The following is a 24471-nucleotide window of genomic DNA, read 5'->3' as shown; positions in this document are numbered from 1 at the left end:
GCTGGGTCCGCTACGAATACCCCTCAGCTTTTCCTCAGAATGCCCGCGTAGCCTTGTCCCCGGCCGCCCTGCCCAGCAGCGGGTGGCTCGTTTAGCCGCTCGGTATGATGTTCTGGATTTCTGCCATTTCCAAGTCCTTGTTGCAACAGCACCGCCGTCTGATGGTGCTGCTGCTCATCGGCATAATACTGCCCTGGGGTATTTTTCTGAAAGCCTCGTCGGAAATCCGCGAAGGCGAAGGTTTTCCGGGCGACCAGTGGGTGCTGCAGTGGCTGCACGCCCGTGCCACCCCGGCGCTCGACCAGCTGTTTTTGCTGCTTACGCGGCTGGGTGGGCCGCCGGTGATGGCCACGCTGGCCGGACTGATTGCCAGCCTGCTGTTCTGGCGGCGGCAGCGGCGCCACGCCTGGTTTTTCAGTGTGGCCGTGGGCGGGGCCGCGGCCTTAAACATCGCCGCCAAACTGCTGCTAGGTCGGGTGCGGCCGGCGCTGTGGGTGTCGCTGGCCCCGGAAACCACGCCGAGCTTTCCCAGCGGGCACGCCATGGGCTCGGCCGCGCTGGTGCTCACGCTGGGCTTGCTGCTGGCTCATTCGCGCTGGCGCGGGCTGCTCTGGGGGCTGGGGGCGCTGTTTGTGCTGGGGGTAGGAGTTTCCCGGCTGTACCTGGGCGTGCATTATCCCAGCGACGTGCTGGCCGGCTGGATAGCCTCCGTGGGCTGGGTATCGGGCGTGTATCTGCTCTTCTCGCCGTACCTGCGCGAATTGGAACAGCTCATCCGCCAGCGTCATCAGGCCCACCGGCACCGGCCGCCGCGCTCAACCACCACCCCGCAGCTATAGCTACCCCAACTTCTCCCCTGCCTTATGAAGAAGATTCCCGAAGTCACGCTGCTGTTCTGGGTGATGAAAATCTGCGCAACCACGCTGGGCGAAACCGCCGGCGACCTGCTGTCGATGACGCTCAACGTGGGCTACGCCCTCAGCTCGGCGCTGCTGCTGGGGCTGTTTCTGGTGGTGCTCAGCGGGCAGCTGCTGGCCCGGCGCTACCTGCCGGCGCTGTACTGGGCCGTGATTCTGGCCACCAGCACGGCCGGCACCACCCTCTCCGATTACCTGGACCGCACCCTGGGCCTGGGCTACGCCACCGGCGCGGGGCTGCTGGTAGCCCTGCTGCTGGCGGTGCTGGGGGTGTGGTACTGGAGCGAACAGTCGCTGGCGGTCAACGACATCCGCACCCGGCGCGGCGAGCTGTTCTACTGGCTGGCCATCCTGGTGTCCAACACCCTGGGCACGGCTCTGGGCGACTACCTGGCCGACGACTCCGGGCTGGGCTTTGGCGGCGGGGCCTTGCTCATCGGCAGCCTGCTGGCCGTGGTGGTGCTGGCCTATTATTTCACCCGACTGTCGCACGTGTTCCTGTTTTGGGTGGCCTTTGTGCTCACGCGCCCCTTCGGCGCCACGTTCGGCGACTTGCTCACCAAGACCCCGGAGCAGCACGGCCTGGGCTTCGGCACCCAGGGCGCGTCGCTGATTCTGTTTGGGCTGCTCGTTGGGCTGGTGCTTTACGACTCGCTGCGGCAGCCCCGGCCCGGTGAGGCGCCAGCGGGCTAGGCTATAGTATGCGGGCAGGAGCGGCGGGCTGTTGTGGAATGGTGCCCCGAAGCCAACTCAGCAGTCAATCACTTGGACTATGCATTTTAATTCTTCTGTTTTTTACGTCATGCCTCTCCCATCGCACCGCGAGCAGCACCTGACCAGCTCGGCCATGTTGCAAGACATTGTCATTGGCCTCTCCGACGGGCTGACCGTACCGTTTGCCCTAGCCGCGGGCCTGAGTGGGGCGGTGCAGTCGTCGGGGCTGGTGATTACGGCCGGGCTGGCCGAAATCGTGGCCGGCTCCATTGCCATGGGCCTGGGCGGTTACCTGGCCGGCCGCACCGAGGTGGAGCACTACGCCGCCGAGCTGGCCCGCGAGCACGCCGAAGTACGCACCGTGCCCGAGGTGGAACAGCGCGAGGTGCTGGACCTGCTCATCGGCATGGGGCTGAGCGCCGCCACCGCCGACCTGGCCGCGCGCGAGCTGACGCAAGACCCCGGGCAGTGGGTAACGTTTATGATGAAATACGAGCTGGGCCTCGAAAAACCCGATGCCCGCCAGGCCCCCAAAAGCGCGGCCACCATTGCCGGAGCCTACGCCGTGGGGGGCCTGATTCCGCTCAGCGCGTATTTTTTGACGGCCACGCCCCAGCAGGGCCTGCTCTGGTCGGGGCTGATAACGCTGCTGTGCCTGCTGGTGTTCGGCTATTTCAAAAGCCGCCTGACCGGCCAGCCGCCCCTGCCCGGAGCCCTGAAAATGGCCGCTACCGGGGCCGCCGCCGCTGGGGCCGCCTTCTACGTAGCCCGGTTGGTGCAGCACCACTAGCTCGTCCGCTGGGCAGCCTGCTCCGATTGTGCTCAGAATTGCCGGCTAGACTCGCGGCGAAGGTTGGGCGTTACGGCCCCCCTTGTACCCGCCGCAACATGCTACTTTCTGTTTCCTTATCCTGGCCCGCGCTGCTGCTGGGGCTTGGCCTGTGTACTACTCCCACAGTCGTCCTGGCCCAGGCGGTGGCGGCCGACTCGGCCACTGCTTCCCGGCCAGTCGCAGCGGCTTCCTACCAGGCCGCGAACCCCTACCAGCCCACCCTGCGGCAGTTGGCCCTGCCAGCGCTGCTGCTGGGCGTGGCCGCGCTGGGCACCGAAAAAGTAGACGTGCTCGAAACCGACGAAGCGGTGCAGGGAGAAGTATTGGAACACTTTCCGCGCTTCCAGACCTCGCTCGACGACTACTTGCGCCACGTGCCCGCCGCGGCCACGCTGGGCCTGAGCCTGGCCGGGGTGAAGGGCCGGCACGGCACCCTGAACCAGGGCGTGATTTTCTTTCTGGCTTACACCATCAACAACACCCTCACCAGCAACCTCAAAAAACTGACGCGGGTGGAGCGCCCCTACGGCAACGATTTCAGCTCCTTTCCCAGCCAGCACACCAGCGCCGCGTTTGCCGCCGCCACCTTCATGCACCGCGAGTACGGCGGGCGTAGCGTGTGGTACAGCGTGGGCGGCTACGCCGTGGCCACGGCCACCGGCGCCATCCGGGTGCTGGGCAACAAGCACTGGTCTTCCGATGTGCTGGCCGGGGCCGGGGTAGGCATTCTGTCCACGGAGCTGGCCTACTGGGCCTACCCGCTGGTGCATCGGCTGCTGCTGCGCGGCCTGCAGGAACGGGCCATGGTGGCCCCGCTTTACGCCAACGGCGCGCTCGGCCTGGTGGTCAGCGTCCCATTGCGCTGATGGAATTATCACGCCGACCGAAAGAAAGTGGGGCCGGGTTACCGTCCTCAACCAACGCTCAGAATCGGCCGGTAGTTTGGCGGTAACAGTTCACGCATACCCCCTCTTACACATCATGAAAACCCCGCTCCAATTGCTCGCTGCTGCCCTTCTGCTGGCCAGCTCGGCCGCCGCCCAAACACTTCCCGCCGCACAGGTACCTGCCGCCGTCACGGCCACCTTCCGACACGCTTATCCGCAGGTAGCGCAAGTGACGTGGGAGAAGGAGGGCGTCAATTACGAAGCCGGCTTCAAACAGGGCGCGGCCGTGCTGTCGGTGCTCATCACCCCGGCCGGCAAGCTGGTGGAAACGGAAACCGGCTTGGCTCCCAGCCAACTGCCCGTGCTCGTGCGCCAGGCCCTGGCCCGCCAGTACAACGCTTACCGCGTGACGGAGGCCGCCAAAATCGTTTCGGCCGGCACCGGCCGAGTGGTCTACGAAGCCGAAATCAGCCAGGGGCGTCAGCACCGCGACGTGCTGTTCACGGCCGATGGGCAGCCGGTGGCCCGGTAACCGCCCGCCTGTTGGGACCGGCTGTTTCGCTGGCCCTACCGCGTGGGCCGCCACGTCAGGCCAAAGCCTGCACCACCGGGGTAGACTGTGGGCGTAAACGTGGTGCCCTGGAGCAGCCGGGGCTTGCGGCCCCAGCGGTTGCGGTGGGTGAGGTAGGCCAGGTGGGCCGATAGAATGCCGAAGCCCGCCCCGGCCACCACGTCGCTCTGCCAGTGCTTGGTATTTATCATGCGCAGCGCCCCCACGCCGGTGGCCAGGGTGTAGGCGCCGATGCCGTACCACTGGCTTTTGTCACGAAACTCGTTGTGCACGATGCTGGCGGCCAGAAACGCCTGCGCCGTGTGGCCCGAGGGAAACGAAAGGTTGTCGGAGCCGTCGGGGCGCTCCTCGCGGGTGAGGCTTTTGACGGCAAACACCGAGGCCAGCATCATCAACTCTGACTTGCCAATGACCAGCAGCGTGTTTACCCGGTCGTTTTTCGACTCCACGCCGGCCAGGGCCACCAAGCCCAGCTCGGCGTAGGGCGCAAAAATCAGCACGTTGTCGAGGTGGGTGCGGTAGGTAGGAAACAGCCGGTGAATGTCGCGGTTGGCCTGCTGGTTGGTGTAGAAGCCGCCGCCGTTGAAGGTGTAGGCTCCGTAGCCGATGAGCACCACCGGCACGGCCACGGCCTTTACCAGCTTGCCCCGGTACCAGGGCTGCTTAACGGCGGCAGGAACCCCGCCGGGGTTTTCAAATTTGTGGGTAGTATCGGTGGCGGCCGGCGCGGTTTGGGCGGTAGCGGGGCGGGCCGCCAGCAGCGCCAGGGTGGCGGCCCCGGTCAGGAAGAAAGTACGCATTACGTTGGGGGTAGGGCCAGTGCAGCGCGGGGAGCGTGCCGGGCAGGGCAAGGAAAGCGGCAACCTACCGGGCAATTCTGAGCACAATTGGAGTAGGGCCCGGCACTCCGATTGTGCTCAGAATGTCCGCGTATCCTTGCCCCTGCGTACTACCCCCAGGCGGCTGGCCCTTCCGGCACCGCCGCCGCCCCACCCTGCCATCTTGCCCATGAAGCTCCTGATTGTTGAAGACGAAGCCGAGCTGGCCGCCAGCCTGGTCAGCCACCTGCAGGCCCAGCACTACGTGTGCGAGGTGGCCGCCACCTACGCCGCCGCCGAGGATAAGATGCTGCTCTACGACTACGACTGCATTCTGCTGGACCTGACGCTGCCTGGCGGCGACGGCCTGACGCTGCTGCGCCAGCTGCAGGCCCAGCACAAGGCCGATGGCGTCATCATCACCTCAGCCCGCAACGAGCTGGACGACCGCATCACCGGCCTGCACCTGGGCGCCGACGACTACCTGCCCAAGCCCTTCCACCTCTCCGAGCTGAGCGCCCGCGTGGCCGCCCTAGTGCGGCGGCGGCGCTTCAACGGGGCCAACACGGTGGTGGCCGGCCCGCTGACGGCCGACGTGCTGGCGCGCACCGTGAGCGTGCACGGGCAGGCGCTGCCGCTCACCCGCAGCGAGTTCGACTTGCTGCTGCTGCTGCTTTCCAACCAGAACCGGGTGGTGATGAAGTCCACCATTGCCGAGCACGTGTCGGGCGACATGGCCGAGCACTTCGACTCGTTCGAGCCGGTGTACACCCACGTCAAGAACCTCAAGCGCAAGCTCGCGGAGGCGGGCCTGGGCGAGTGCATCCGCACGGTGTACGGGCTGGGCTACCGCTTCGAGCTAGCCGCCGCATGAGCGCGCCCCGGCCCCTGAAGCTGCTCACGCGCACGCTGCGCGCCCAGCTCGTGTACGCGGGGCTGGTGCTGCTGGCCGGCACGTTCGTGTTCTACTTCGTGCTCCAGCAGCTCTACTACGCCGACGTGGACGAAGCCTTGCTGCTGCGCCGCGACGAGGTGGTGGGCAAGCTGCCGCTGGTGGCCCGCCCCGCCGACCTGGCCCTGTGGATGCGTCTGGACCGCGACCTGGAAATCCGGCCCCTGCGCCCCGGCGAGGCGGCCGGCCCCGCGCGCATCGTGCCCGAAAAGCGCTACCTGGCCGCCGCCGATGAGTGGGAGCCCTACCGCACCCTCACCACCACCGTGCGCTACCGGGGCCGGCCCTACCGGCTGGTGCTGCGCAGCTCGCTGGTAGAAAGCGAAGACCTGCTGGCCGCCATCGGGCTGGCCCAGGCCGGGCTGCTGGTGGTGCTGCTGGGCGGGCTGGTGCTGGTGCAGCAGCGGGTGGCGCGGCGGCTGTGGCGGCCGTTCTACCAGACGCTAACCCAGCTCCGGCGCTTCCGCCTCGACCAGCGCGCCCCCATCGAGCTGGCCGCCTCGCCCACGGTGGAGTTTGTGGAGCTGAACGCGGCCCTCACCGAGCTGCTCACCCAGCACCGCCGCCTGTTTCACAGCCAGAAGGAATTCACCGAAAACGCCTCCCACGAGCTGCAAACGCCGCTGGCCGTGCTGCACACCAAGCTGGAGCTGCTGGCCCAAAGCCCCGAGCTGACCGAGGCGCAGGCCCAGCACCTGGACGCGCTGGTGGCCGTGACCCAGCGCCTGAGCCGCCTCAACCGCAGCCTGCTGCTGCTTGCCCGCCTGGACAACCAGCAGTTTGCCGCCACCGAAGCCGTGGACCTGCGCCAGGTGGTGCACAGCGTGGCCGGCCAGGTGCAGGAGCAGGCCGAAGCCGCCCACCTGACGCTGCGCGTGGCGGCGGCCGTTTCCGTGCCCCGGCAAGCCAACCAGACGCTGATAGAAATGCTGGTGAGCAACCTGCTGGTCAACGCTATTCGCCACAACGTGCCGGGCGGCTGGGTGCAGGTGCAGCTCACAGCCCGGCAGCTCACGGTAGCCAACACCGGCCGGCCCGCGCCGCTGCCCGCGGGCCGCGAGTTTGCCCGCTTCCGCAAAGATGCCCTGAGCGCCCCCGGCGGCGTGGGGCTGGGCTTGGCCATCAGCCAGCAGATTGCCAGTACCTGCGGCCTGACGCTGGCCTACCGGTTCACCGCGCCCAACCAGCACTGTTTTGAGGTGAGCTGGAATGAGTCGGGTAATCAGCTTCACTAAACGGAGCTTGTCGAAGCAGCTCTAGCGCTTTGTTGCAATGGTTCAGGCAAAGCGGTAGAGCTGCTTCGCGGCGCTCAGCATGACAAACGACTATTTTCCAGGTAGGCCCTCAGTGGTGCCACACGGCCGTCGTTTCCCAATCGGCCGGAAAGCCCATTTTGGTTGCATCTACCTGGTACTTCCGAATCAGCGCCTCGATTTTTGTCGTAAAGGCATTACCCGGGTTGAACTGCTTTAGCAGATGATGGATGAGGGCCACTGCTCCGTACATAGTGGTATTGGCATCCTCGGGCATGGGCACCGGAAATTTGAATTCCTTTCGGGACGGGATAGTCGGCCGGTCGGCCGATATGATTCGATTCCAGAGGCGGCCGTGGTGCGCGCACACGTTGCGGACGTTGGCCAGCCAGACAAACCACGTATCCAGCGTAGAAGGTGCTTGGCGAAACTCAGCGGCAATACGCCGCTTGATGTCATCCGTCTTCAAGGCTTTGTGGAGGCGAGCCAGCTTGCCTAACGATAAAACCTCCAGCGCCATCTGCGAAGGCGGGAGCGGCTCGGCAGGATAGTTTCGCCGAAAAGCTCTTAAAAACTGCTCCTTAGGCTCTTTAAAATCAGTCCTGATATCATGCAGTACGGATTCCCACAACGCGCGCGACTTCTCTTCAAATAGCACTTCGTTGGTATACCAGAAGAACCCGTATTGCAGGCTGTAGTAGTTGGTCAGCTTGGCTCGCAGCACCACCTCGATGCGTTCCATGTATTCCATCACTATCGCCCGCAGTTGCTTGTCAAACTTGTACGCATTTACGATGTCATCGAAGCTCGTGCCGGCCACAAACCGGTGCGCCTGCCCCAGCTGCTGCAGATGGTACATGTAGCCAGTGAGCCGGTAGTAGCCGATGCTCTCCAGGTAGCGGATGGCGCGGGCTTCATCGGGAATAAGTAGCTGACGCGTTTTGAGCAGGGCCACCAGCTCAGCACTTGCCAACGGTTCTTTGTGATAGAAGTGCGACATAGAAATGGTCTGAAACGGCAACGCCCCTAGCGGCTAAGCCAGGGGCGTTGTGATTTCGGTGCATAAGCCCCACAGATGCGCTTGCGTCAGTGGCGTGTGGGGGATTAATACCCCAAATGTACGAATTATTTTCCACTTCGTTGAGCAACGAAGGGAAATTTGATGCCCCGATTGGCTGGACTTTACCAGGTAAGCTGGCCCTAGCGGCCCGTCGTTACCCGCTCCGAAGCTGCTCAGAATTGGCCACTAGCTTGCCGGCCTAACCGGCCCGCCCGGCCTCGCTATGGCAGCTACTCCCCCGTTTTTCCACCACGTTGCGCCCCCCGCCGGGGCGCTGGCCCCGGTTCCCGCGCCGGTGCGCTACCCCTTCCACGACAACGACGCCTGCCCCGTGGGGCAAGCGGTGAAGCGCAGCGGCCACTGGCAGTACTACGCGCCCCGCACCGTGGACGAAACCCGCGTGCGCTGTCCCGAGTGCGCCGCGCTCAGCCGCGCCGGCCTTTAGCTTTTTTGGTATGCGTGTATTTTCTTTTCCGGCAAATAGGTGGCGGCTGGGGCTGCTGCTGGTGGCGGGGCTGCTGGCCCACGCGGGCCGGGCGCAAAGCCCGGCCCCTACCCGCGACCTGGCCTACTACCTCGCCCAGGCCCGGCAAAACAGCCCGCTGAGCGCCGACGTGCATAATCAGGGCCAGGCCGCGCAGCTCGAAACCGAGCGCCTGCGGGCCTTTTATACCAAGGCCACCGGCACGCTGGTGGCCAACTACACCGCCGTGCCGGTGCTGGCCCACGACAACGGCCGCACCGTGCTGCGCTACTCGGCCGACAACAGCGCCCGCTACGTGGGCTACGACGTGGCGCTGAGTAACGGCGCGCTCTACCAGGGCTACGCCCAGCTCACGCAGCCGCTGTTTGCCCGCCCGCGCTTCGAAGCCTACGCCCAGCAGGCCCAGGGCCTGGCCCTGAGCCTGCAAAGCCTGGCGCGGCTCTCGCTGCACGACCTGGACAAGCTGGTGGGCGACCAGTACATCCTGTGCCGGCAGGACCTCGACCAGCTCGACTACGTGCGCGAGCTGTTGGGCATTCTCGACAAGCAGCGCCTGCTGGTGCGCAAGCTGGTGGAAGCCAGCCTGCTCAAGCAGTCGGACTACCTGCTGCTGCAAATTGAGACGGAAAGCCAGCAGGTGCTGCTCAACACCTACCGCACCGCCTACCACCGCGACCTGCTCGACCTGAACGTGCTCTGCGGCCTGGGCGACACCAGCGAGGTGGCCCTGGCCCCGCCCGACCTGCCGCTGCGCCCGGCCGGGCCACTGCCCGGCCTCTCGGGCTTCACCGAGCGCTACCGCCTCGACAGCCTCAACCTGGCCGCCACTCAGCGCGTGTTTGAGCTGCGCTACCGGCCGGTGGTGAATGCCTTCGCCACCGGCGGACTCAACGCCGTCACGCTCACCGACATTCCCCGGCGCTTCGGGGTGAGTGCGGGGCTGAGTTTCAGCCTCTACCTCTTCGACGGGCACCAGCGCCAGCTCAGCCGCGACCGGACCCGAGTGCTGCTGGCCACCACCCGCGCCTACCAGCAAAACTTTGCCACCGTGAACCCCGTGCGCCAGCAGCGCCTGCGCTACGAGCTGCGTCAGGTGGAGGAGCGCCAGCGCCTGGCCCGCCAACAGCTGGCCAACTACCGCCAGGTGCTCGACTCCTACAAGCGCGAAGCCATTGCCGGCCAGCTCTCCATCGTGGCCTACGTGCAGGTGCTCAAGAACTACGCCCTGGCCGCCCGCGACCTGGTGCTGCTGGAAAATAGCCGCCTGTTGCTCATCAACGCCTACAACTACTGGACCTGGTAGCGCCCCTTTTCCGCATGAAACGTCGCTTTTTTCTTTCCCCGCTGCCCCTGGCCCTGCTGCTGGCCGCCTGCCAGGGCAGCGCCCCGGCCGACGAGGCGGCCGGCCCACCGCCCCGCGCCCAGGTGCAGGTGGTGGCCCCGGCCACCCAACCCCTGACGCAGTACCGCACCTTTCCGGCTACCTCGCTCTACCCGCGCAAAAGCGCCGTGACGGCCCCCGTGGCCGCCTACGTCACCAGTGTGCGGGTGCGCCTCGGCGACCGGGTGCGGGCCGGGCAGGTGCTTTTCACGCTCGAAACCAAGGAGCGCCGCGCCCTGGGCGGCTCCATTCAGCGCATCGACCCCTCGCTCAAGGGCTTCGGGCGGGTGGCCGTGGCGGCTCCCTCGGCGGGCATCGTGAGCGTGCTCAACATCCAGCAGGCCGGCGACTACCTGCTCGAAGGCGCGCCGCTGTGCACCGTGGCCGAAAGCAGCCAGCTGGTGTTTCAGCTCAACCTGCCCTACGAGTACCACTCCCTGGCCCAGGGCCAGCCCGCCTGCACCATTGTGCTGCCCGACAGCACCCGTCTGGCGGGGCAGGTGCTGGCCCCGCTGGCCAGCGTGAGCCCCGGCCAGGCGGAGGTGTACCTGGTGCGGCCCCTCGACCCGCCGGGGGTGATTCCCGAAAACCTGCTCGCGCAGGTGCGCCTCACCCAAACCCGGCAGCCCCGCGCCCAGACGCTGCCCGCCAGCTGCGTGCTGGCCGACGAAACTCTGCACCACTTCTGGGTGATGCGGCTGCTGAACGACTCGACGGCCGTGAAGGTGCCCGTGACCCTGGGCGTGCAAAATCCCGAAACCATTGAAATCAAGCGCCCGGTTTTCCGGCCCACCGACCGGATTTTGCGCTCCGGCAACTACGGGCTGGCCGACACGGCCAAGGTGCAGGTAGTACAATGAGCGACCCGACCCCACTCCTCCCCCCGCCCACCCCCGCCGAGACCACGTTTTTCTACACCCTGCGCAAGCCCCTGGTGCTGGTGGGGCTGCTGCTGCTGGCGGCCGGGCTGTTTGCCTACTCCCGGATGCAGACGGCGCTGTTTCCGGAAGTTACCTTTCCCAAAATCACGCTCATTGCCGATGCCGGGCAGCAGCCCGTCGACCGGATGCTGATAACCGTGACCAAGCCGCTGGAGGCCGCCGTGAAGCGCGTGCGGGGCGTGACGGTGGTGAAGAGCAGCACCAGCCGGGGCGCGTGCGTGGTGCAGGTGTTTCTGAGCTGGGACGTGGACGTGTACGCGGCCAAGGCCCAGCTGGAAAGCCGCGTGAACGAGATAAAGCCGCTGCTGCCGCCGGGCGTCACCCTGGCCACTGAGGCCATGAACCAGTCGCTGTTTCCGGTGCTGGGCTACTCGCTGGAAAGCACCAGCCGCTCGCCCATTGCCCTGCGCGACGCGGGCAACCTGCTGGCCCGGCCGCTGTTTTCGCAGGTGCCGGGCGCCTCCAACGTGGTGGTGCGCGGCGGCAAGGCCAAGGAGTTCGTGGTGATTCCCGACCCCGCGCGGCTGGCCAGCCAGCGCCTCACGGCCGCCCAGCTGCAAGCCGCCTTCGCCACCACCAACTTCGTGCAGTCGGCCGGCAACCTGAGCAGCTTCCGCCGCCTCTACCTCACCCTCACCGACACCCGCCTGGGCACCGTGGACGACCTGCGGCAGGTGGTGGTGCGCGCCGACTCGGGCCGCGTGGTGCGGGTGCAGGACGTGGCCACCGTGGACGTGCAGGAGCAGCAGGAATTCACCATCCTCAACGCCAACGGCCACGACGCGGTGCTCATCGACCTGGTGAAGCAGCAGGGCGTGGACCTGGCCACCTTCGCCGCCGCCGCCCACCAGAAAGCCGCCGCGCTGCGCCGCCAGCTGCCGCCGGGCATGACCTTGCGGCCCTACTACGATCAGTCGGTGTTCGTGACCGACAGCATCGACAGCGTGATTCACAGCATCGTGGAGGGGCTGGCGCTGGCCATCCTGGTAATGATTGTGTTTCTGCGCTCGTGGCGGGCCAGCCTGGCGGTGCTGCTCACCATCCCGGTCACGGTGTGCTTCACGCTGCTGGTGCTCTACCTGCTGGGCATCACGCTGGATATCATGTCGCTGGGGGCCATTGCGGCCTCGGTGGGGCTGATTATCGACGACGCCATCGTCATCATAGAGCAGATTTACCGCACCCACGAGGAGCACCCCGACCAGCCGCCCGTGCGGGTGGTGCGGGAAGCCATTGCGGCCCTGCTGCCGGCCATGGTGGCCTCCTCGCTGAGCACCATCGTCATCCACTTTCCGTTCCGGCTGATGAGCGGGCTGGCGGGCAGCTTCTTCCGCGAATTGTCGGACACGATGCAGATTACCATGGTCTGCTCGTTTCTGGTGACGTGGCTGCTGCTGCCGGTGCTACACCTGTTCATCGGCTACCGGCCGGGCAAGCATGCCCACGCCCACAACGCCGCCCAGGAGCAGGCCGACCGGCTGGGCTGGCTCACGCGCCTCTTTGCCCGGCCGCTGCTGGCCCTGGGGCTGGTGCTGGGCCTGGGCGCGGGGGCTTGGCTGGCGGCGGGCCGCCTCGAAACCGGCTTTCTGCCCGACCTCGACGAGGGCAGCATCGTGCTCGACTACCACATGCCCGCGGGCACCGACCAGGCCGAAACCGACCGGGTGCTGCGCCGCGTCGAGCGCGACATCATCACCAAGCACCCCGACATCCAGAGCTACTCGCGCCGCACCGGCCTGGGCCTGGCCTTCGACACACGCCAGCCCAACTACGGCGACTACCTCATCCAGCTCCGGCGCGACCACCGGCTGACTACGCCCGAGGTCATTGCCCAGCTGCGCCAGCGCATCGAAGCCACCGAGCCCGCCCTCACCGTGGACTTCGGCCAGCGCATCGCCGATTTGCTGGGCGACCTGATGAGCAGCGCCAAGCCCATCGAAGTCAAGGTGTTTGGCGACGACCAGGCCACCCTCGAACGCCTGGCCGCCCAGCTCGGCCAGGTGCTGGCGCAGGTGCCCGGCGTGGCCGACATCAACGACGGCCTGGTGGCGGCCGGCCCCAGCATCGTCTTCCGCCCCGACGTGGCCAAGCTGGCCCACTTCGGCCTCACGCCCCTCGACTTTCAAGCCCAGCTCAGCAACCTGGTGGGCGGCCAGCCGCTGGGGCCGGCCGGGGCCACGCCGGTCAGCATCTCGCCGGCCCAGGCGGCCTCGCTCGGCGGCCTGCAGGTGGGCCAGGTGCAGGACGGCGAGCAGATGCGCCAGGTGCTGCTGCGCTACGTCGATTTCCGCCGCAACTCGCTGGCCCAGCTCGAAAAGCAGGTCATTGCCCTGCCCAACGGCAGCGTGCGCCCCCTGCCCTTCTTCGCCCGCGTGGAGGTGGTGCCCGGCGAGGTGGAGCAGCGCCGCGAAGACCTCAAGTCGGTGGCCCTCGTCACGGCCCGCCTCGACGGGCGCGACCTGGGCTCGGCCATCCAGGACATCCGCCAGCAGGTGAGCCGGCGGGTGGCCCTGCCGCCGGGCTACACCGTGGTGTACGGCGGGGCCTACGCCGAGCAGCAGGCTTCGTTCCGGGAGCTGACGCTGATTTTGCTCACGGCCTCGCTGCTGGTGTTCGCGGTGCTGCTGTTCCTGTTCCGCGAGTGGCTGATTTCGCTGCTGGTGCTCTTCATCTCCGTCATGGGCATCACCGGCTGCGTGCTGGGCCTGTTCGTGGCCGGCATTCCGCTGAACGTGAGCAGCTACACGGGCATCATCATGGTGGTGGGCATCATCGCCGAAAACGCCATCTTCACGGTCCACCAGTTCTACGAGTCGCGCCGCGAAACCGGCGACGTGGACCTGGCCATCCGCTACGCCATTGCCCTGCGCATCCGGCCCAAGCTGATGACGGCCATCGGGGCCATTCTGGCGCTGTCGCCGCTGGCGCTGGGCATCGGCCTGGGCGCCCAGATGCAGCAGCCGCTGGCCGTGGCCGTCATCGGGGGCTTCGTGGTGGCGCTGCCCATGCTCTTGTTCGTGCTGCCCACCGGCATGCGGCTGATTTATGGGGGGGGGGTGGGGGGGGGGGAAGAATGTAGAGTCGTGATATGAGTAAGTGGCAAAAAATAATCTTAAAAATTAATTTTATTAATTCCCAGTTTGTCAAAAAATATTCTATTTCTCTTTATAGAGTCAGAAACAATTTTGTCATATGAAATTACTTCAATATGAGCATTAAGAGCAGGATTAGGCTTAAAATATCCTTGTTCATCAGGCATCTTGGTAAAGCCATGGAATGCCATATAATATTCAATTTTGGGCGTTATATCGCAAATAACATATGCGTAGAATCTGCAATTATCAGACACTTTGATGGTTCTGCCTTTTGGTGTTTCAGCTTTGCCTTCTCGAATCTGGATGATATAATTTGTAACCTGTGCAATCGGGTCATCATCCTTTGCATATCCTTTACGCATAGGCCGTTTAAATTCTATAACCACCAACGAATTGTAATTTCCGTCGCTTGAGTCGGCATATAGTTTTGAATTCTCGAAACCTTTACCCACTAATATATCAGGACGTCTGCCATCTTTTGTTTTATCAATAGATTGGTCAGAAGCTAAAAATTTATGATAGGCAAGTCGTTCGTCAACTAGCCATAGGTTTTGCTCTGCCTCCCCGATAGTGTCAGAAGAACTTTGCTTTGGGAATATTAGATTATGAACATCCTCTTCCCATTCGTACTCCCCATCAGCACGTCTACCTAGTATATCTTCGAAAAGCTCGATAATAAGCCTTCTTTGTAGTACATAATCGACCAATTCAGACTTGCCAATACTTGTTATCTTTTTAGCCGCATCAGCAAACTTGTCTTTAAACTCTTGAATTTTTTCTGGGGATGCATTTAGACCAGATAATTTCCCTAATTCAATTACTTCATTAAAATCAGTTATAGCATCCATTGAAATTTCATGTCTAATACGATACAGCTCCATAGCCAGTTTGTCATTGGGTAAATCTGGTTGTATAGAATCAAGTTTTTCCTGATACTCCATTATAGGACGAAACTGCGGACCGTAGTTGCTCACATAATCATCTATGCGTTCTAACTTATTAGCCCGCAGCGCTTCCAGTTCTGGTTCAAAGTAATTTCTGACTACCTCACCCGTTTTCTTGTCTAAATCAGCCATCGTAATATCCGAAAAGACATCACTTTTCTTTTTACTTGTAGGCAAATAAAATCGGGTGCGTTCTACATTTACATTGTAATCCAAGTATATTCCGCTAATCAAGGCAACGATATTGTACTCGTAACCAGATTCGCTATCAAGCAGCTTGACAGACAGGTCAGGTATTTCTTGAGATAAACTAGTTACAGTAACTACCCTGTTATGGGCACTGTAGAAAATAGAATGCTTAACGTTAGAGTCGTTTGCCTTTATCTTAAGTAAAGCGACATTAAAAATATAATTGTTGATTGTATATGAATCAGCATCAGAACTCAATAGAAAATCGTGTTTGAACCTATTGTTAAGTTGTATTTCGTCTGAAGAATCGGCTTTAATCTCTCTAACTATTATTTGGGGGCATGAATCTTCGACAAGGTAAGCTATATGATGCTCGATAATTTTATCAGCAAATTCACTGAGAGTTAATGGGAATTTACTAATAAAATCAGGCTTTACATTATGTAACGTTATTTCAGTTCTAAGTTGTTTTTCTCCAGACACTTTAAGCTTATCCGGAGTGCCAGTAATAGAATTTTTATTATTTTCAAACTGAAACTCTCGATGATAAAATTGTCCATTATCTTGAAAAGTGCTTTTTATTTCGGCGAAGTTAAATACTTTTAGCCAAGAAAAACGTCCCACTCCTTTACCCCCACGAGCAACTTTATATGTAGAATCAGAATTTAGAAAAGATAAAAAGTTTTCATTATTAAATCCTATGCCGTTGTCAATAATTTTTATATTTTGTATAGGCGCTGCTTCGCCGCTTTGCGAGTTAAATAGCCAGCCTGGCTGACGAGTAAATTCTATCTCTATTTTTCCATCACTGATAGCGGCATCTTCTATGCTATGAATAGAATTGGCAATGGCTTCAAAAACAGCAATAAATCCTTGTGAAGGCTTAATTTTGGTATTGTTGACTTTGCCAACAACATCAGTCGAAATAAAAGCCATAGCGGAAAAATGGAAATGCGAAAACTACGGCGAAGCTAACAGATTTTAAGGTTATGAACTCCCATTCTCCCCGCTATTGCAGCAAAATCTATCCGAGCAGCGCGTGCACGCCGTAGCCGTAGCCGGCCGCCGCAAGCTGGCTCAGCAGCAGCGTACGGGTGCTGTTGGTACGGTGCTGCGGGTCGAGGTAGATGAGAAAGCAGCTGGAAGCCAGCGACGCAAACAGCCACTGCTCCGGCCGGCCCGCCTACACCTCCCACTGCTCGACGGCCCGAAATACCACCGTTTTACCCTGCAACAGCGCCCGGTGCTGCTGGCAGAAGGTCAGCAGCCGGGCCCGTTCGTCGAGTAGTTCCACGCACAGCGTAAGCCGGCCGGTTTCCACTTCCAGGTGGCGGGCGCGCACGGCCCCGCCAGCCGCGTAGCCGTAGCCGCTGGTGTAGGTGGTGGCCTGCCGAATACCAAAGGCGTGCGCGTGGTCGACCAGCGCGTGGGCCAGCGGGTTGGGAAACAGGCGGCCCCGCAGGCCGGGCGCGGCGTGCTTGTCGGCCTGGGTCAGGTAGATGCGTAGCTCGCCCAATGCGCGGGCAGCGGGGGCGGGAGTGAGAGGAGCGTTCATCGCCGGAATTAGTAGTGAGCTGCCTGTACCTCGCTCAGCGTCACGAGCCCGCCGCTGCCGGCTTACCCGAGCAGCCGCTCTGCCTCGGGCAGAAAAACCGCCAGGGCGGCCGGGCTGGCCACAAAATCGAGTACCAGCGGCAGGTTTTCGGCCAGCGTCAGCAGCTTGGCCGACTCCATATGGCCCGCCGCCCCGAAGCCCAGCACGCCTTTGGTGACGGTAGCGCCCGGCAGCCCCGCCTGCCGGGCGGCGTAGGCCAGGGCTTCGTACAGCGACTCGTGACCGTGCTTGTCTTGCTCGCCCACGTAAATACGCAGCAGCTGCGCCGGTTGAAAAGTAGTCATGTGAAGACAGAATAAAATGGTGAAAAACAACCAGCTGCTTCAGAGCAGTCGCACCAGCGCCACGCCCGCAAACGTGGCGGCCAGTCCCAGCAGCATACTCCCAGCTACGTAGAGCGCCCCGAAGAAGTATTCCCCGTCGGTGAGCAGGGCGATGGTTTCGTAGGAAAAGGTGGAAAACGTGGTGAAGCCGCCGCAGAAGCCCGTCGTCAGCAGTAGCCGCAGCTCGGGTGAGCCAATGGTGCCGCGCTCGGCCGCCGCGTAGAAAAGGCCGATGAGCAGGCAGCCCAGCACGTTGACCAGCAGCGTGCCCAGCGGAAACGGGTACACGAAGTGCCACCAGCAGCTGCGCCAGGTAGCGCCCCACGCTGCCCAGTGCCCCTCCTACCGCAATAATGCCCAACAGTCGCAGCATATAGTATCGGTAACGCTAACCGCACCCCGGAGCCGTCAGGTTTTGGTCTGACGGCTCCGGGGTGAGTCTTATGCTATTGGTTTTTAAACGCCTTGATGCCCGCGAAGTGCCCCGCGCTGCCCAGCTCCCGCTCGATGCGCAAGAGCTGGTTAAACTTGGCGATGCGCTCGGAGCGTGAGCCGCTGCCGGTTTTCAGGTGCCCCGCCCCGATGGCCACTGTCAGGTCGGCCACGAAGGTATCCTCGGTTTCGCCGGAGCGGTGCGACACGAACTGGTTGTAGTGGTTGCGCTGCGCTAGGTGCACCGTGTCGAGCGTTTCGGTGACGGTGCCGATTTGGTTGAGTTTGATGAGCACCGAGTTGGCAATGTGCTGGTCGATGCCAGCTTGCAGGATGGCGGGGTTGGTGCAGAAGATGTCGTCGCCCACCAACTCGATTTTCGACCCTAGCGACTTGGTGTGCAGCTGCCAGCCGGGCCAGTCGTTTTCACCCATCCCGTCTTCGAGCAGCACAATCGGGTACTGGTTTACCCAGCTCACCCACAGCTCATTGAACTGCTCGCTGGTGTAGCATTGGCCCGTGGACTTAAACAACCGGTACCGGCCCGGCTGCCCGGCCTCGCCGGCCTCGTACAGCTCGCTGGCCGCTGGGTCGAGGCAGAGCGAGATGTCGTGGCCTGGCCGGAAGCCGGCGTGACCGATGGCCTCCAGCAGCAGCTCCACGGCCTCCTCGTTGGACTTTAGGTTGGGTGCAAAGCCGCCCTCGTCGCCCACCCCCGTGTAGTAGCCCTTCTGCTTGAGCAGCGCCTTGAGGGCGTGAAACGTCTCCACGCTCATGCGAATGGACTCGCTGAACGAGGGCGCGTTGTGCGAGGCAATCATAAACTCCTGAAAATCTACGTTGTTATCGGCGTGGCGCCCCCCGTTGAGCACGTTCAGGCAGGGCACGGGCAGCACGTAGCTGGTCTGGTCGGTCAGCTGCCGATACAGCGGTTTCCCGTTGGCGGCGGCCAGTGCGCGGGCGTAAGCCATCGACACGGCCAGGATGGCGTTGGCCCCCAGGCGCGACTTGTTGGGTGTGCCATCGAGGGCAATGAGGCGGTGGTCGAGGTCGGCCTGGTCGGCAAGGTCCTGGCCCAGCAGTGCCTTCGCGATTTCGCCCTCTACGTTGACCACGGCGTGCAGCACGCCCTTGCCGCCATAGCGCATCGGGTCGTTGTCGCGCAGCTCCACAGCTTCTTTCTCGCCGGTGCTTGCGCCGGCCGGCACCAGGGCGCGGCCGGTCGCGCCGCCTTCGAGGGTGAGGTCGGCTTCCACGGTCGGGTTGCCGCGCGAGTCGAGCACTTGCAGGGCGGTGAGAGAGGTGATTTTCATGGGGGTTGGTTGAAAAATGAATGGTGAAAGAAGGTATAACGTCAGGCAGCCGGCGGCTCGGCCCGCGCCAGCAACTGGTTGGCCAGCGCGGTCAGGCGGGCGATGCGGGCATCCCAGTCGGGCACCATCGTTGGGGGTAGCTCGCCATAGCCGCTGAACTTGGCCGCCGGCGCGTCGCCCAGGATTTCCCAGAGTTGCGCGGCGCGGTAGGCTACCTCGCGGCGGGGCGAGCGGGGCTGCACGTCGAGGTGGTAGGCGGCGTGCAGGGCAGCCAGTTCGGCGCGGAAGGCCTTGGCCGTAGCGGCCAGGTCGGTGCGCTCGGCCTCGGATAAGTCGGTGGCCCAGTGCTGCGCGATGCCGGCCGGGTGCGGCCCCAGCAACGCTTGCAAGGCCATAAGACGGTCTTCGAGCAGCGCCACCAGTGAGCTGAGTACGCGTTGGTGGGTGGCAGAGAGGGGCTGCCCGGCAGCGGAAGTAGACAAGAACTCGGGCATCAGGCAGCAGGGGGGTAAGGAGCGGAGGAAAGCGGCACCCAGCGCGCAGCTCCCCAGGCGTAGAGCCGGCCCACGCCGTAGGCTAGGGGCACGCTCAGCAGCGCGGGCACCAGCACGTCGGAAGGGTAGTGCACGCCCAGGTACACCCGGCTGTAGGCCACTAGCGCCGCCCACGGAAACAGCACCCAGGCCAGCCAGGGCAATCGGTGCCGGGCCGTGAAAAACAAGTAAAACGCCAACGCAAACACGTTGCCGGCGTGCGACGACACAAAGCCGTAGGGGCCGCCCCGGTAGCCGTGCAGCAGGTGCAGCTGCTCCGCCAGGCCGGGCGCGTGGCTGGGCCGCAGCCGGTGCGCCCAGGGCTTGAGCAGGCCCGACGCCAACTGGTCGCTGGCCAGGATGAGCACCGCAATCAGCGGCACCAGCACCCAGGCCCGCCGGCCGAAGCTGCACACCAGCACGACCAGCAGCGCAGTGTAGAAGGGCACCCAGGTAAAGGTCTGGCTGGCCCACCACAGCACGCCGTCCCAGAACGGCGTGTGGTGGCCGTTAATTAGCAGCAGCAGGCGCGTGTCTAGGGTTTGCAGTTGGTCGAGCATGGCGAGGAACAGGAGCGTGGTGAAGAAAAAGGCGGCGGCCGGCCCTAGGGCCGCCGGTCGGTCGGCTGGTGCAGCGCCCCCAGGCGGCGGCCCAGGTGGCGGCCCAGCAGCGGGTGCTTGGGGTGGCCCACCTGCTGCGAGGTGTAGATGCCGCTGTGGCCCGAAAACAGGTAGGCCACCACGCAGCTGATGCCCAAGTAGACGCCCGCGTGCGTGCCAAACAGCTCTAGGCCCATCAGCAGGCAGGCCAGCGGCGTGTTGGCCGCCCCGCTGAACACGCCCACGAAACCCATGCCCGCCAGCAGCGCCACCGGCAGCGGCAGCACCCCAGCCAGCGCCGAGCCCAGCGCCGCCCCGATGAAAAACAGCGGCGTGACCTCGCCGCCCTTAAAGCCCGCCCCCAGCGTAAGGGCCGTCAGGGCCAGCTTCAGGGCGAAGTCCTGCGCCGGCAGCGGGTGCCGGAAGGCTTCCACGATGACCGGTACCCCCAGGCCCTCGTAGCGGCTGGTGCCCAGCGCCCACATACTAGCCGCCACCAGCACCCCACCCAGCACCGGCCGCAGCGGCGCGTAGGTGATGCGGCCGAACTGCTTGCTCAGCCCGTGCGTGAGCGTGGCGAAGCCGCTGGCCGTAAGGCCGAACAGCGCCCCGGCCAGCAGCGCGCAGCCCAGCCCCAGCGCCGTGAGCGGCATAGCCGCCAGCTCGGGGTAGGGCGTGTGCCCCACGCCCCAGGCCCGCGTCACGGCATCGGCCACCACGGCGGCCAGAAAGCTCGGTAGAATAGCCTCGTAGCGCACACTGCCCAGCAAGAACACCTCCAGCCCGAACACCGCGCCGGCCAGCGGCGTGCCGAACACCGCGGCAAAGCCCGCGCTCATGCCCGCAATCAGCAGCAGCTGCCGCTCGCGCCGGGGCAGCCAGCGGCTCAGTTGGTCGGCCAGCGCCCCGCCCATCTGCACGGCCGTGCCCTCGCGCCCGGCCGAGCCGCCGAAAAGATGGGTGACGAGTGTGCCGCCCAGCACCAGCGGCACCAGCCGCAGCGGAATAATTTCGCCGGGGGCGTGGATTTCGTCCAGAATCAGGTTGTTGCCCTTCACCACCCGGTTGCCGAAGTAGTGGTAGGCCAGGCCCACCAACAGGCCGCCCGCCGGCAGCAGCGCCAGCGCCCAGGGGTGTGCTTCACGCCAGTGGGTCACCCATTCCAGGCTTACTAGAAAGCCGGCCGAGGCCGTGCCTGCCAGTGCGCCTACCAAGCTGGCTAGCAGCAGCCAGCGCCCCACAAACCAAGCGGTAGGGGTTGGGTGAAAGGCCCGTAAACGAATGGGCACCAAACGGGAATAGAGGGGGTGAAAAGCCACGGCGGTAAGCGAACAGGATGAAACCAGCGGCGTGGCCCCAATGGCCAGCCGTCTCGTAGGAATCATCAGCGCAGCGTGCTAGGCGCCGGCGGTTCGCGGTGGAAATCCATCACCGTACTTCGGGGGCTTTAACGCGAAGCGGTGGGGGAATGTTTCCGAAAATAGCCTGGCCCTGCAATAAATGCTAAAAAGGCTGTCTTTTCGAGGGCTACAACACGGACATTCGTCCAGCTGACCCGACCAGCCGTTTAACCGCTCATGGTGTAGGTACGCGCCGATATGCCGGAACAGTGGCCGTCACACAGGCTGTGCGGAGCAACTTGGCTGGTGCACTCAGTTATTCAAGCGAATCGGGCGGATTCGCGTAACTGTAGCAGGCCGTCTTTTTTCGCGGTGAGGAGCTGTATCAGCTGCAAGCCCAAGTAGCGGCACTACCCTAGCGGAGATAAGGCCTAGAAAGCTGTTTGAGTTAATAAGAACGGTCATGCTTCGCCAAGCGCAGTATGACGGCCTTTTTTTGCTCATTTCAAAGAACAAGCATAACGGCAAAAAAGCGGGCCCAGCCATTCGATTTTGGTTGCCGCGCCCGGGCACTGCCTACTCAGAATATCCTCAGCATCGGGGCGAATCTTGCGCTCCTTCTTCGGCTGCGGGGCCGCCCGGTGAGAGCCGGGTGGCCCCGCATGTCCCTCACGCTCAAGCTGGATGCTATGTGGTGGTTATATGCCTTGTTATCGGCCGTGTTTGCGGCGCTTACCGCCGTACTGGCCAAAATCGGCATCCGGGGTGTCGACTCCAATCTGGCCACGGCCATCCGCACGGTGGTTATTCTGGTGCTGGCCTGGGGCATCGTGTACTTCCAGGGCGGCCTGGCGCAGCTCGGGCAGCTCACGCGCGCCAACCTGCTGTTTCTGGGCCTTTCGGGTCTGGCCACCGGCTTGTCGTGGCTGTGCTATTTCCGGGCGCTGCAGCTGGGCACGGTGGCGCAGGTAGCCCCGGTCGACAAGCTCAGCGTGGCCCTGGCCATTGGCCTGTCGGTCGTGTTTCTGGGCGAAAAGCTGACCTGGCACACGAGCCTGGGCGCGGCCCTGATTATCGGCGGCACGCTGGTATTGATTCGGTGACTGATGCGTTGATGCTTACAATGTCCTTTCATTTTTTATGATGGTGCTACCTAGGACTGCTGCCAGGCCCGCGGCCTTTTACTCCTGACCCTCGGGCGCCACACTACGCTGGCAGTCTCGGTAGCGTGGGGCTTGTGCTCAAAGCCGCCGCCGGTGGGTGGCCCCGATAGCCGTCGTCTGGTCGTCCGGAATTCCAGCGCACGCCCCCACAAGCGCACGGTGACCAGCTCTACCATTCTGCTGCCGGGGAAGAAGTGGCCGAATCAGGCGGGGCCGGCGAGGCGTGCCGCCGCTGCCTGGCCGTCAGGCGGGCCAGGGCTACGGGGGTTACCCCGGCCGTGGTGGTCAGGCCGTTCAGAAAATCCAGCTGTTCGAGCACGCGCAGCAGCTGCACAAAGGTGAACAGCGACGTGGGCCGGCCGTGCTCAATGAGGCTTGGGGTGGCCCGGTCGATGCCTGTTGCATCGGCTACTGCCCGCTGCGACTGGTTACGATTCAGGCGCATTTGCCGGAGCGAGCGACCAAGCTCGCGCAGCACCGCCGTATCGGAAGAAGAATACCAGTTCAGGTTGTATAAACGCAACAAATCAGGTTGAAATCACCTGGTCTGTTGCGTTTGCACAACAACTATAGCTTTCAACAACCCTACTATGCTGTTTGGGAGAAAAGATTGGTAGCGACGACGTAGCAGCTCGCGTCAGAGCCAAACAGTCGTCTTATTCGCGACCTTTGACCCCATGTCCGACTTCCGCCTGCGCGTGTTTGCCGCCGCCGCCCGCCACCTGAGTTTCACCAAAGCCGCCCAGGAGCTGTTCATCAGCCAGCCGGCCGTGACGCGGCACATCCGCGAGCTGGAAACCCACTACGGCCAGCGCCTGCTGGAGCGGCGCGGCAACCGCGTGGCCCTCACCGAGGCCGGCCACCTGCTGCTGGCCCACGCCGAGGCCGTGGCCGAAGCCGAGCACGCCGTGGAAGCCCGCCTGCACGCCCTGCGTGACCCGGCCGACACCGCCGGCCGCCTGCGGCTGGGGGCCAGCACCACCCTGGCCCAGTACGTGCTGCCGGGCCTGCTGCCGGGCTTCCGCCGCCGCTACCCGCAGGTGGAGCTGACGCTGCGCAACGCCAACACCGAGCAGATTGGCGAGGCCCTGCTGCGCCACGAGCTGGACCTGGGCCTGGTGGAGGGCGGCCCGCACTCGCGCGACCTGCATTACGAGCTGCTGCTGCCCGACGAGCTGGTGGCCGTGCGAGCGGCCACGCCGACCGGCCCGCCCCCGGCCCCGCTGCCCCTGGCCGAGGCGCTGGCCCACCCGCTGGTGCTGCGCGAGCGGGGCTCGGGCACGCTCGACGTGCTGGAAGCCGCCCTGCGCGAGCTACAGGTGAAACCCGCCAGCCTGAGCGTTACCTTCCATTTTGACAACACTGAGGCCATTAAGGGCTACCTGCTGGCCGACCCGGCCGCGCTGGGCTTCGTGTCGCGCCGGGCCCTGGCGCGCGAGCTGGCGGCGGGCCTACTTGAAATCGTGCCCATTGACGGGCTGCACCTATCCCGGCAGTTCGAGTCGGTGTGGGTGCAGGGGCAGCCATTGGGGCGGCCCGCCCAGCGGCTACTCACCTATCTGATCACCATGCTATAACAACACGTTATTTCAGATAGCAAATCGGTATAAACAAGGCATAGGGGAAGAGCGTACCTTTGGGTAGTAGTTCGCTGCAATGGCGACCATCGTTTCACCCTCTTCTCTTCGTGCTATGCTTACGCCCCCGCTCTTCCCTACTCCCGACCACGCCGCTGACCACGGCACCCCGCACTACGGCACCTTCGGCACGCCCGAAGACGCAGCCGAATCTACATACTGCGCCGAGCCCACCGACGGCTCAAACGATAACCCCGACGAGTTCAGCGAGCTGCGCGGCCCGCAGCTGCGCACCGAGCAGTACTGCATGCCCGGGGCGCAGTCGGACCCTGCCCGGCAGCGCGGCCACGTGGAAATGAACCAGAATGTGGCCGCCGTGCAAGCGGCCCAGGACGGCACGCCGGCCGAGCAGAAAGCCGCCTACGCCCTCGACGACCCGCGCATGGCCGGCGGCGACGTGTTCGACCTCCGCGACGAGCAAACCGGCTGGTAGCCCTGCTGGCGTGGCGCCGCCCCTCTTTGATCACTTGCTGTTATG

General features: G+C 63.6%; 25 protein-coding genes and 1 riboswitch. Of the genes, 14 read left to right on the top strand and 11 right to left on the bottom strand.

What is annotated here, in order from left to right; genetic code table 11:
- Positions 1-104: 104 nt before the first annotated feature.
- From J4D97_RS16305 to J4D97_RS16285, 5 genes are all read left to right on the top strand, one after another.
- Positions 105-839, top strand: a complete 735-nt coding sequence (locus J4D97_RS16305) for a phosphatase PAP2 family protein (RefSeq protein WP_208308491.1) — start codon at positions 105-107, stop codon at positions 837-839.
- 24 nt (positions 840-863) lie between these two features.
- Positions 864-1610 carry a COG4705 family protein gene (locus tag J4D97_RS16300; protein WP_208308490.1) on the top strand — a complete coding sequence of 249 codons (747 nt, stop codon included), beginning with the start codon at positions 864-866 and terminating at the stop codon, positions 1608-1610.
- A 109-nt stretch (positions 1611-1719) separates the two neighbouring features.
- Positions 1720-2421: a VIT1/CCC1 transporter family protein gene (locus J4D97_RS16295; RefSeq protein ID WP_208308489.1), complete on the top strand. Its 702-nt coding sequence runs from the start codon at positions 1720-1722 to the stop codon at positions 2419-2421.
- 98 nt (positions 2422-2519) lie between these two features.
- The gene (locus J4D97_RS16290) at positions 2520-3329 is read left to right on the top strand and encodes a phosphatase PAP2 family protein (RefSeq protein WP_208308488.1); all 810 of its coding nucleotides are present in this window, start codon (positions 2520-2522) and stop codon (positions 3327-3329) included.
- Between the two features lie 115 nt (positions 3330-3444).
- Positions 3445-3882: a hypothetical protein gene (locus J4D97_RS16285; RefSeq protein ID WP_208308487.1), complete on the top strand. Its 438-nt coding sequence runs from the start codon at positions 3445-3447 to the stop codon at positions 3880-3882.
- Between the two features lie 35 nt (positions 3883-3917).
- On the opposite strand, the gene J4D97_RS16280 is transcribed toward J4D97_RS16285, so the two are convergent.
- The gene (locus J4D97_RS16280; protein WP_208308486.1) at positions 3918-4721 is read right to left on the bottom strand and encodes a phosphatase PAP2 family protein; all 804 of its coding nucleotides are present in this window, start codon (positions 4719-4721) and stop codon (positions 3918-3920) included.
- A 208-nt stretch (positions 4722-4929) separates the two neighbouring features.
- Between J4D97_RS16280 and J4D97_RS16275 the strand changes: the two genes are divergently transcribed.
- Positions 4930-5613 (top strand): response regulator transcription factor, encoded by a 684-nt coding sequence (locus tag J4D97_RS16275; RefSeq protein WP_208308556.1) that lies wholly within the window; start codon positions 4930-4932, stop codon positions 5611-5613.
- Entirely contained in the window at positions 5610-6926 is a 1317-nt protein-coding gene (locus tag J4D97_RS16270) for a sensor histidine kinase (protein ID WP_208308485.1), read from the top strand. Before J4D97_RS16275 ends, J4D97_RS16270 begins: the two co-directional genes overlap by 4 nt.
- 109 nt (positions 6927-7035) lie before the next feature.
- Here the strand turns inward: J4D97_RS16270 and J4D97_RS16265 are convergent, their stop codons facing one another.
- Entirely contained in the window at positions 7036-7944 is a 909-nt protein-coding gene (locus tag J4D97_RS16265; protein ID WP_208308484.1) for an Abi family protein, read from the bottom strand.
- Between the two features lie 283 nt (positions 7945-8227).
- On the opposite strand from J4D97_RS16265, the gene J4D97_RS16260 reads away from it, so the two are divergent.
- Genes J4D97_RS16260 through J4D97_RS16245 form a run of 4 tightly spaced genes read left to right on the top strand, consistent with a single transcriptional unit; the run spans position 8228 to position 13902 of the window.
- The gene (locus J4D97_RS16260; RefSeq protein WP_208308483.1) at positions 8228-8449 is read left to right on the top strand and encodes a hypothetical protein; all 222 of its coding nucleotides are present in this window, start codon (positions 8228-8230) and stop codon (positions 8447-8449) included.
- A 10-nt stretch (positions 8450-8459) separates the two neighbouring features.
- Positions 8460-9791 (top strand): TolC family protein, encoded by a 1332-nt coding sequence (locus J4D97_RS16255; protein ID WP_208308482.1) that lies wholly within the window; start codon positions 8460-8462, stop codon positions 9789-9791.
- 14 nt (positions 9792-9805) lie between these two features.
- A complete protein-coding gene (locus J4D97_RS16250) occupies positions 9806-10729 on the top strand; it encodes an efflux RND transporter periplasmic adaptor subunit (protein ID WP_208308481.1) in 924 nt (307 codons plus the stop codon).
- Entirely contained in the window at positions 10726-13902 is a 3177-nt protein-coding gene (locus J4D97_RS16245) for an efflux RND transporter permease subunit (protein ID WP_208308480.1), read from the top strand. Before J4D97_RS16250 ends, J4D97_RS16245 begins: the two co-directional genes overlap by 4 nt.
- A gap of 20 nt (positions 13903-13922) precedes the next feature.
- On the opposite strand, the gene J4D97_RS16240 is transcribed toward J4D97_RS16245, so the two are convergent.
- From J4D97_RS16240 to J4D97_RS16205, 8 genes are all read right to left on the bottom strand, one after another.
- A complete protein-coding gene (locus J4D97_RS16240) occupies positions 13923-15974 on the bottom strand; it encodes an ATP-binding protein (protein WP_208308479.1) in 2052 nt (683 codons plus the stop codon).
- Positions 15975-16221: 247 nt separating this feature from the next.
- A complete protein-coding gene (locus J4D97_RS16235; protein ID WP_208308478.1) occupies positions 16222-16593 on the bottom strand; it encodes a DUF190 domain-containing protein in 372 nt (123 codons plus the stop codon).
- Positions 16594-16655: 62 nt separating this feature from the next.
- Positions 16656-16937: a DUF190 domain-containing protein gene (locus J4D97_RS16230; protein WP_208308477.1), complete on the bottom strand. Its 282-nt coding sequence runs from the start codon at positions 16935-16937 to the stop codon at positions 16656-16658.
- Positions 16938-16976: 39 nt separating this feature from the next.
- Positions 16977-17264, bottom strand: a complete 288-nt coding sequence (crcB, locus tag J4D97_RS16225; protein ID WP_347879356.1) for a fluoride efflux transporter CrcB — start codon at positions 17262-17264, stop codon at positions 16977-16979.
- A gap of 158 nt (positions 17265-17422) precedes the next feature.
- Complete coding sequence (gene eno / locus J4D97_RS16220; protein ID WP_208308476.1) at positions 17423-18721, bottom strand: phosphopyruvate hydratase; 1299 nt, start codon at positions 18719-18721, stop codon at positions 17423-17425.
- A gap of 41 nt (positions 18722-18762) precedes the next feature.
- Positions 18763-19215 carry a hypothetical protein gene (locus J4D97_RS16215; RefSeq protein ID WP_208308475.1) on the bottom strand — a complete coding sequence of 151 codons (453 nt, stop codon included), beginning with the start codon at positions 19213-19215 and terminating at the stop codon, positions 18763-18765.
- Complete coding sequence (locus tag J4D97_RS16210) at positions 19215-19814, bottom strand: phosphatase PAP2 family protein (RefSeq protein WP_208308474.1); 600 nt, start codon at positions 19812-19814, stop codon at positions 19215-19217. The genes J4D97_RS16215 and J4D97_RS16210 overlap by 1 nt, the downstream gene beginning before the upstream one ends.
- Positions 19815-19858: 44 nt before the next feature.
- The gene (locus J4D97_RS16205) at positions 19859-21238 is read right to left on the bottom strand and encodes a chloride channel protein (RefSeq protein ID WP_208308473.1); all 1380 of its coding nucleotides are present in this window, start codon (positions 21236-21238) and stop codon (positions 19859-19861) included.
- A riboswitch (Fluoride riboswitch) is annotated at positions 21222-21295 on the bottom strand. It overlaps the preceding gene by 17 nt.
- A gap of 560 nt (positions 21296-21855) precedes the next feature.
- On the opposite strand from J4D97_RS16205, the gene J4D97_RS16200 reads away from it, so the two are divergent.
- Positions 21856-22296: an EamA family transporter gene (locus J4D97_RS16200; RefSeq protein WP_279592451.1), complete on the top strand. Its 441-nt coding sequence runs from the start codon at positions 21856-21858 to the stop codon at positions 22294-22296.
- Positions 22297-22525: 229 nt separating this feature from the next.
- Here J4D97_RS16200 and J4D97_RS16195 read toward each other — a convergent pair whose 3' ends face one another.
- Positions 22526-22882, bottom strand: coding sequence for a helix-turn-helix domain-containing protein (locus J4D97_RS16195; RefSeq protein ID WP_208308472.1), 357 nt, complete (start codon positions 22880-22882; stop codon positions 22526-22528).
- A gap of 151 nt (positions 22883-23033) precedes the next feature.
- On the opposite strand from J4D97_RS16195, the gene J4D97_RS16190 reads away from it, so the two are divergent.
- Both J4D97_RS16190 and J4D97_RS16185 read left to right on the top strand, forming a co-directional pair.
- On the top strand, positions 23034-23933 hold the full coding sequence (locus J4D97_RS16190) for a LysR substrate-binding domain-containing protein (protein WP_208308471.1): 900 nt from the start codon (positions 23034-23036) through the stop codon (positions 23931-23933).
- Between the two features lie 115 nt (positions 23934-24048).
- A complete protein-coding gene (locus tag J4D97_RS16185) occupies positions 24049-24426 on the top strand; it encodes a hypothetical protein (RefSeq protein WP_208308470.1) in 378 nt (125 codons plus the stop codon).
- The last annotated feature ends 45 nt before the right edge of the window (positions 24427-24471 follow it).

Source organism: Hymenobacter defluvii, from assembly GCF_017589435.1.
GTDB lineage: Bacteria > Bacteroidota > Bacteroidia > Cytophagales > Hymenobacteraceae > Hymenobacter > Hymenobacter profundi.
The sequence above is the reverse complement of the archived record's forward strand: the minus strand, read 5'-3'. Positions and strand labels throughout refer to the sequence as shown.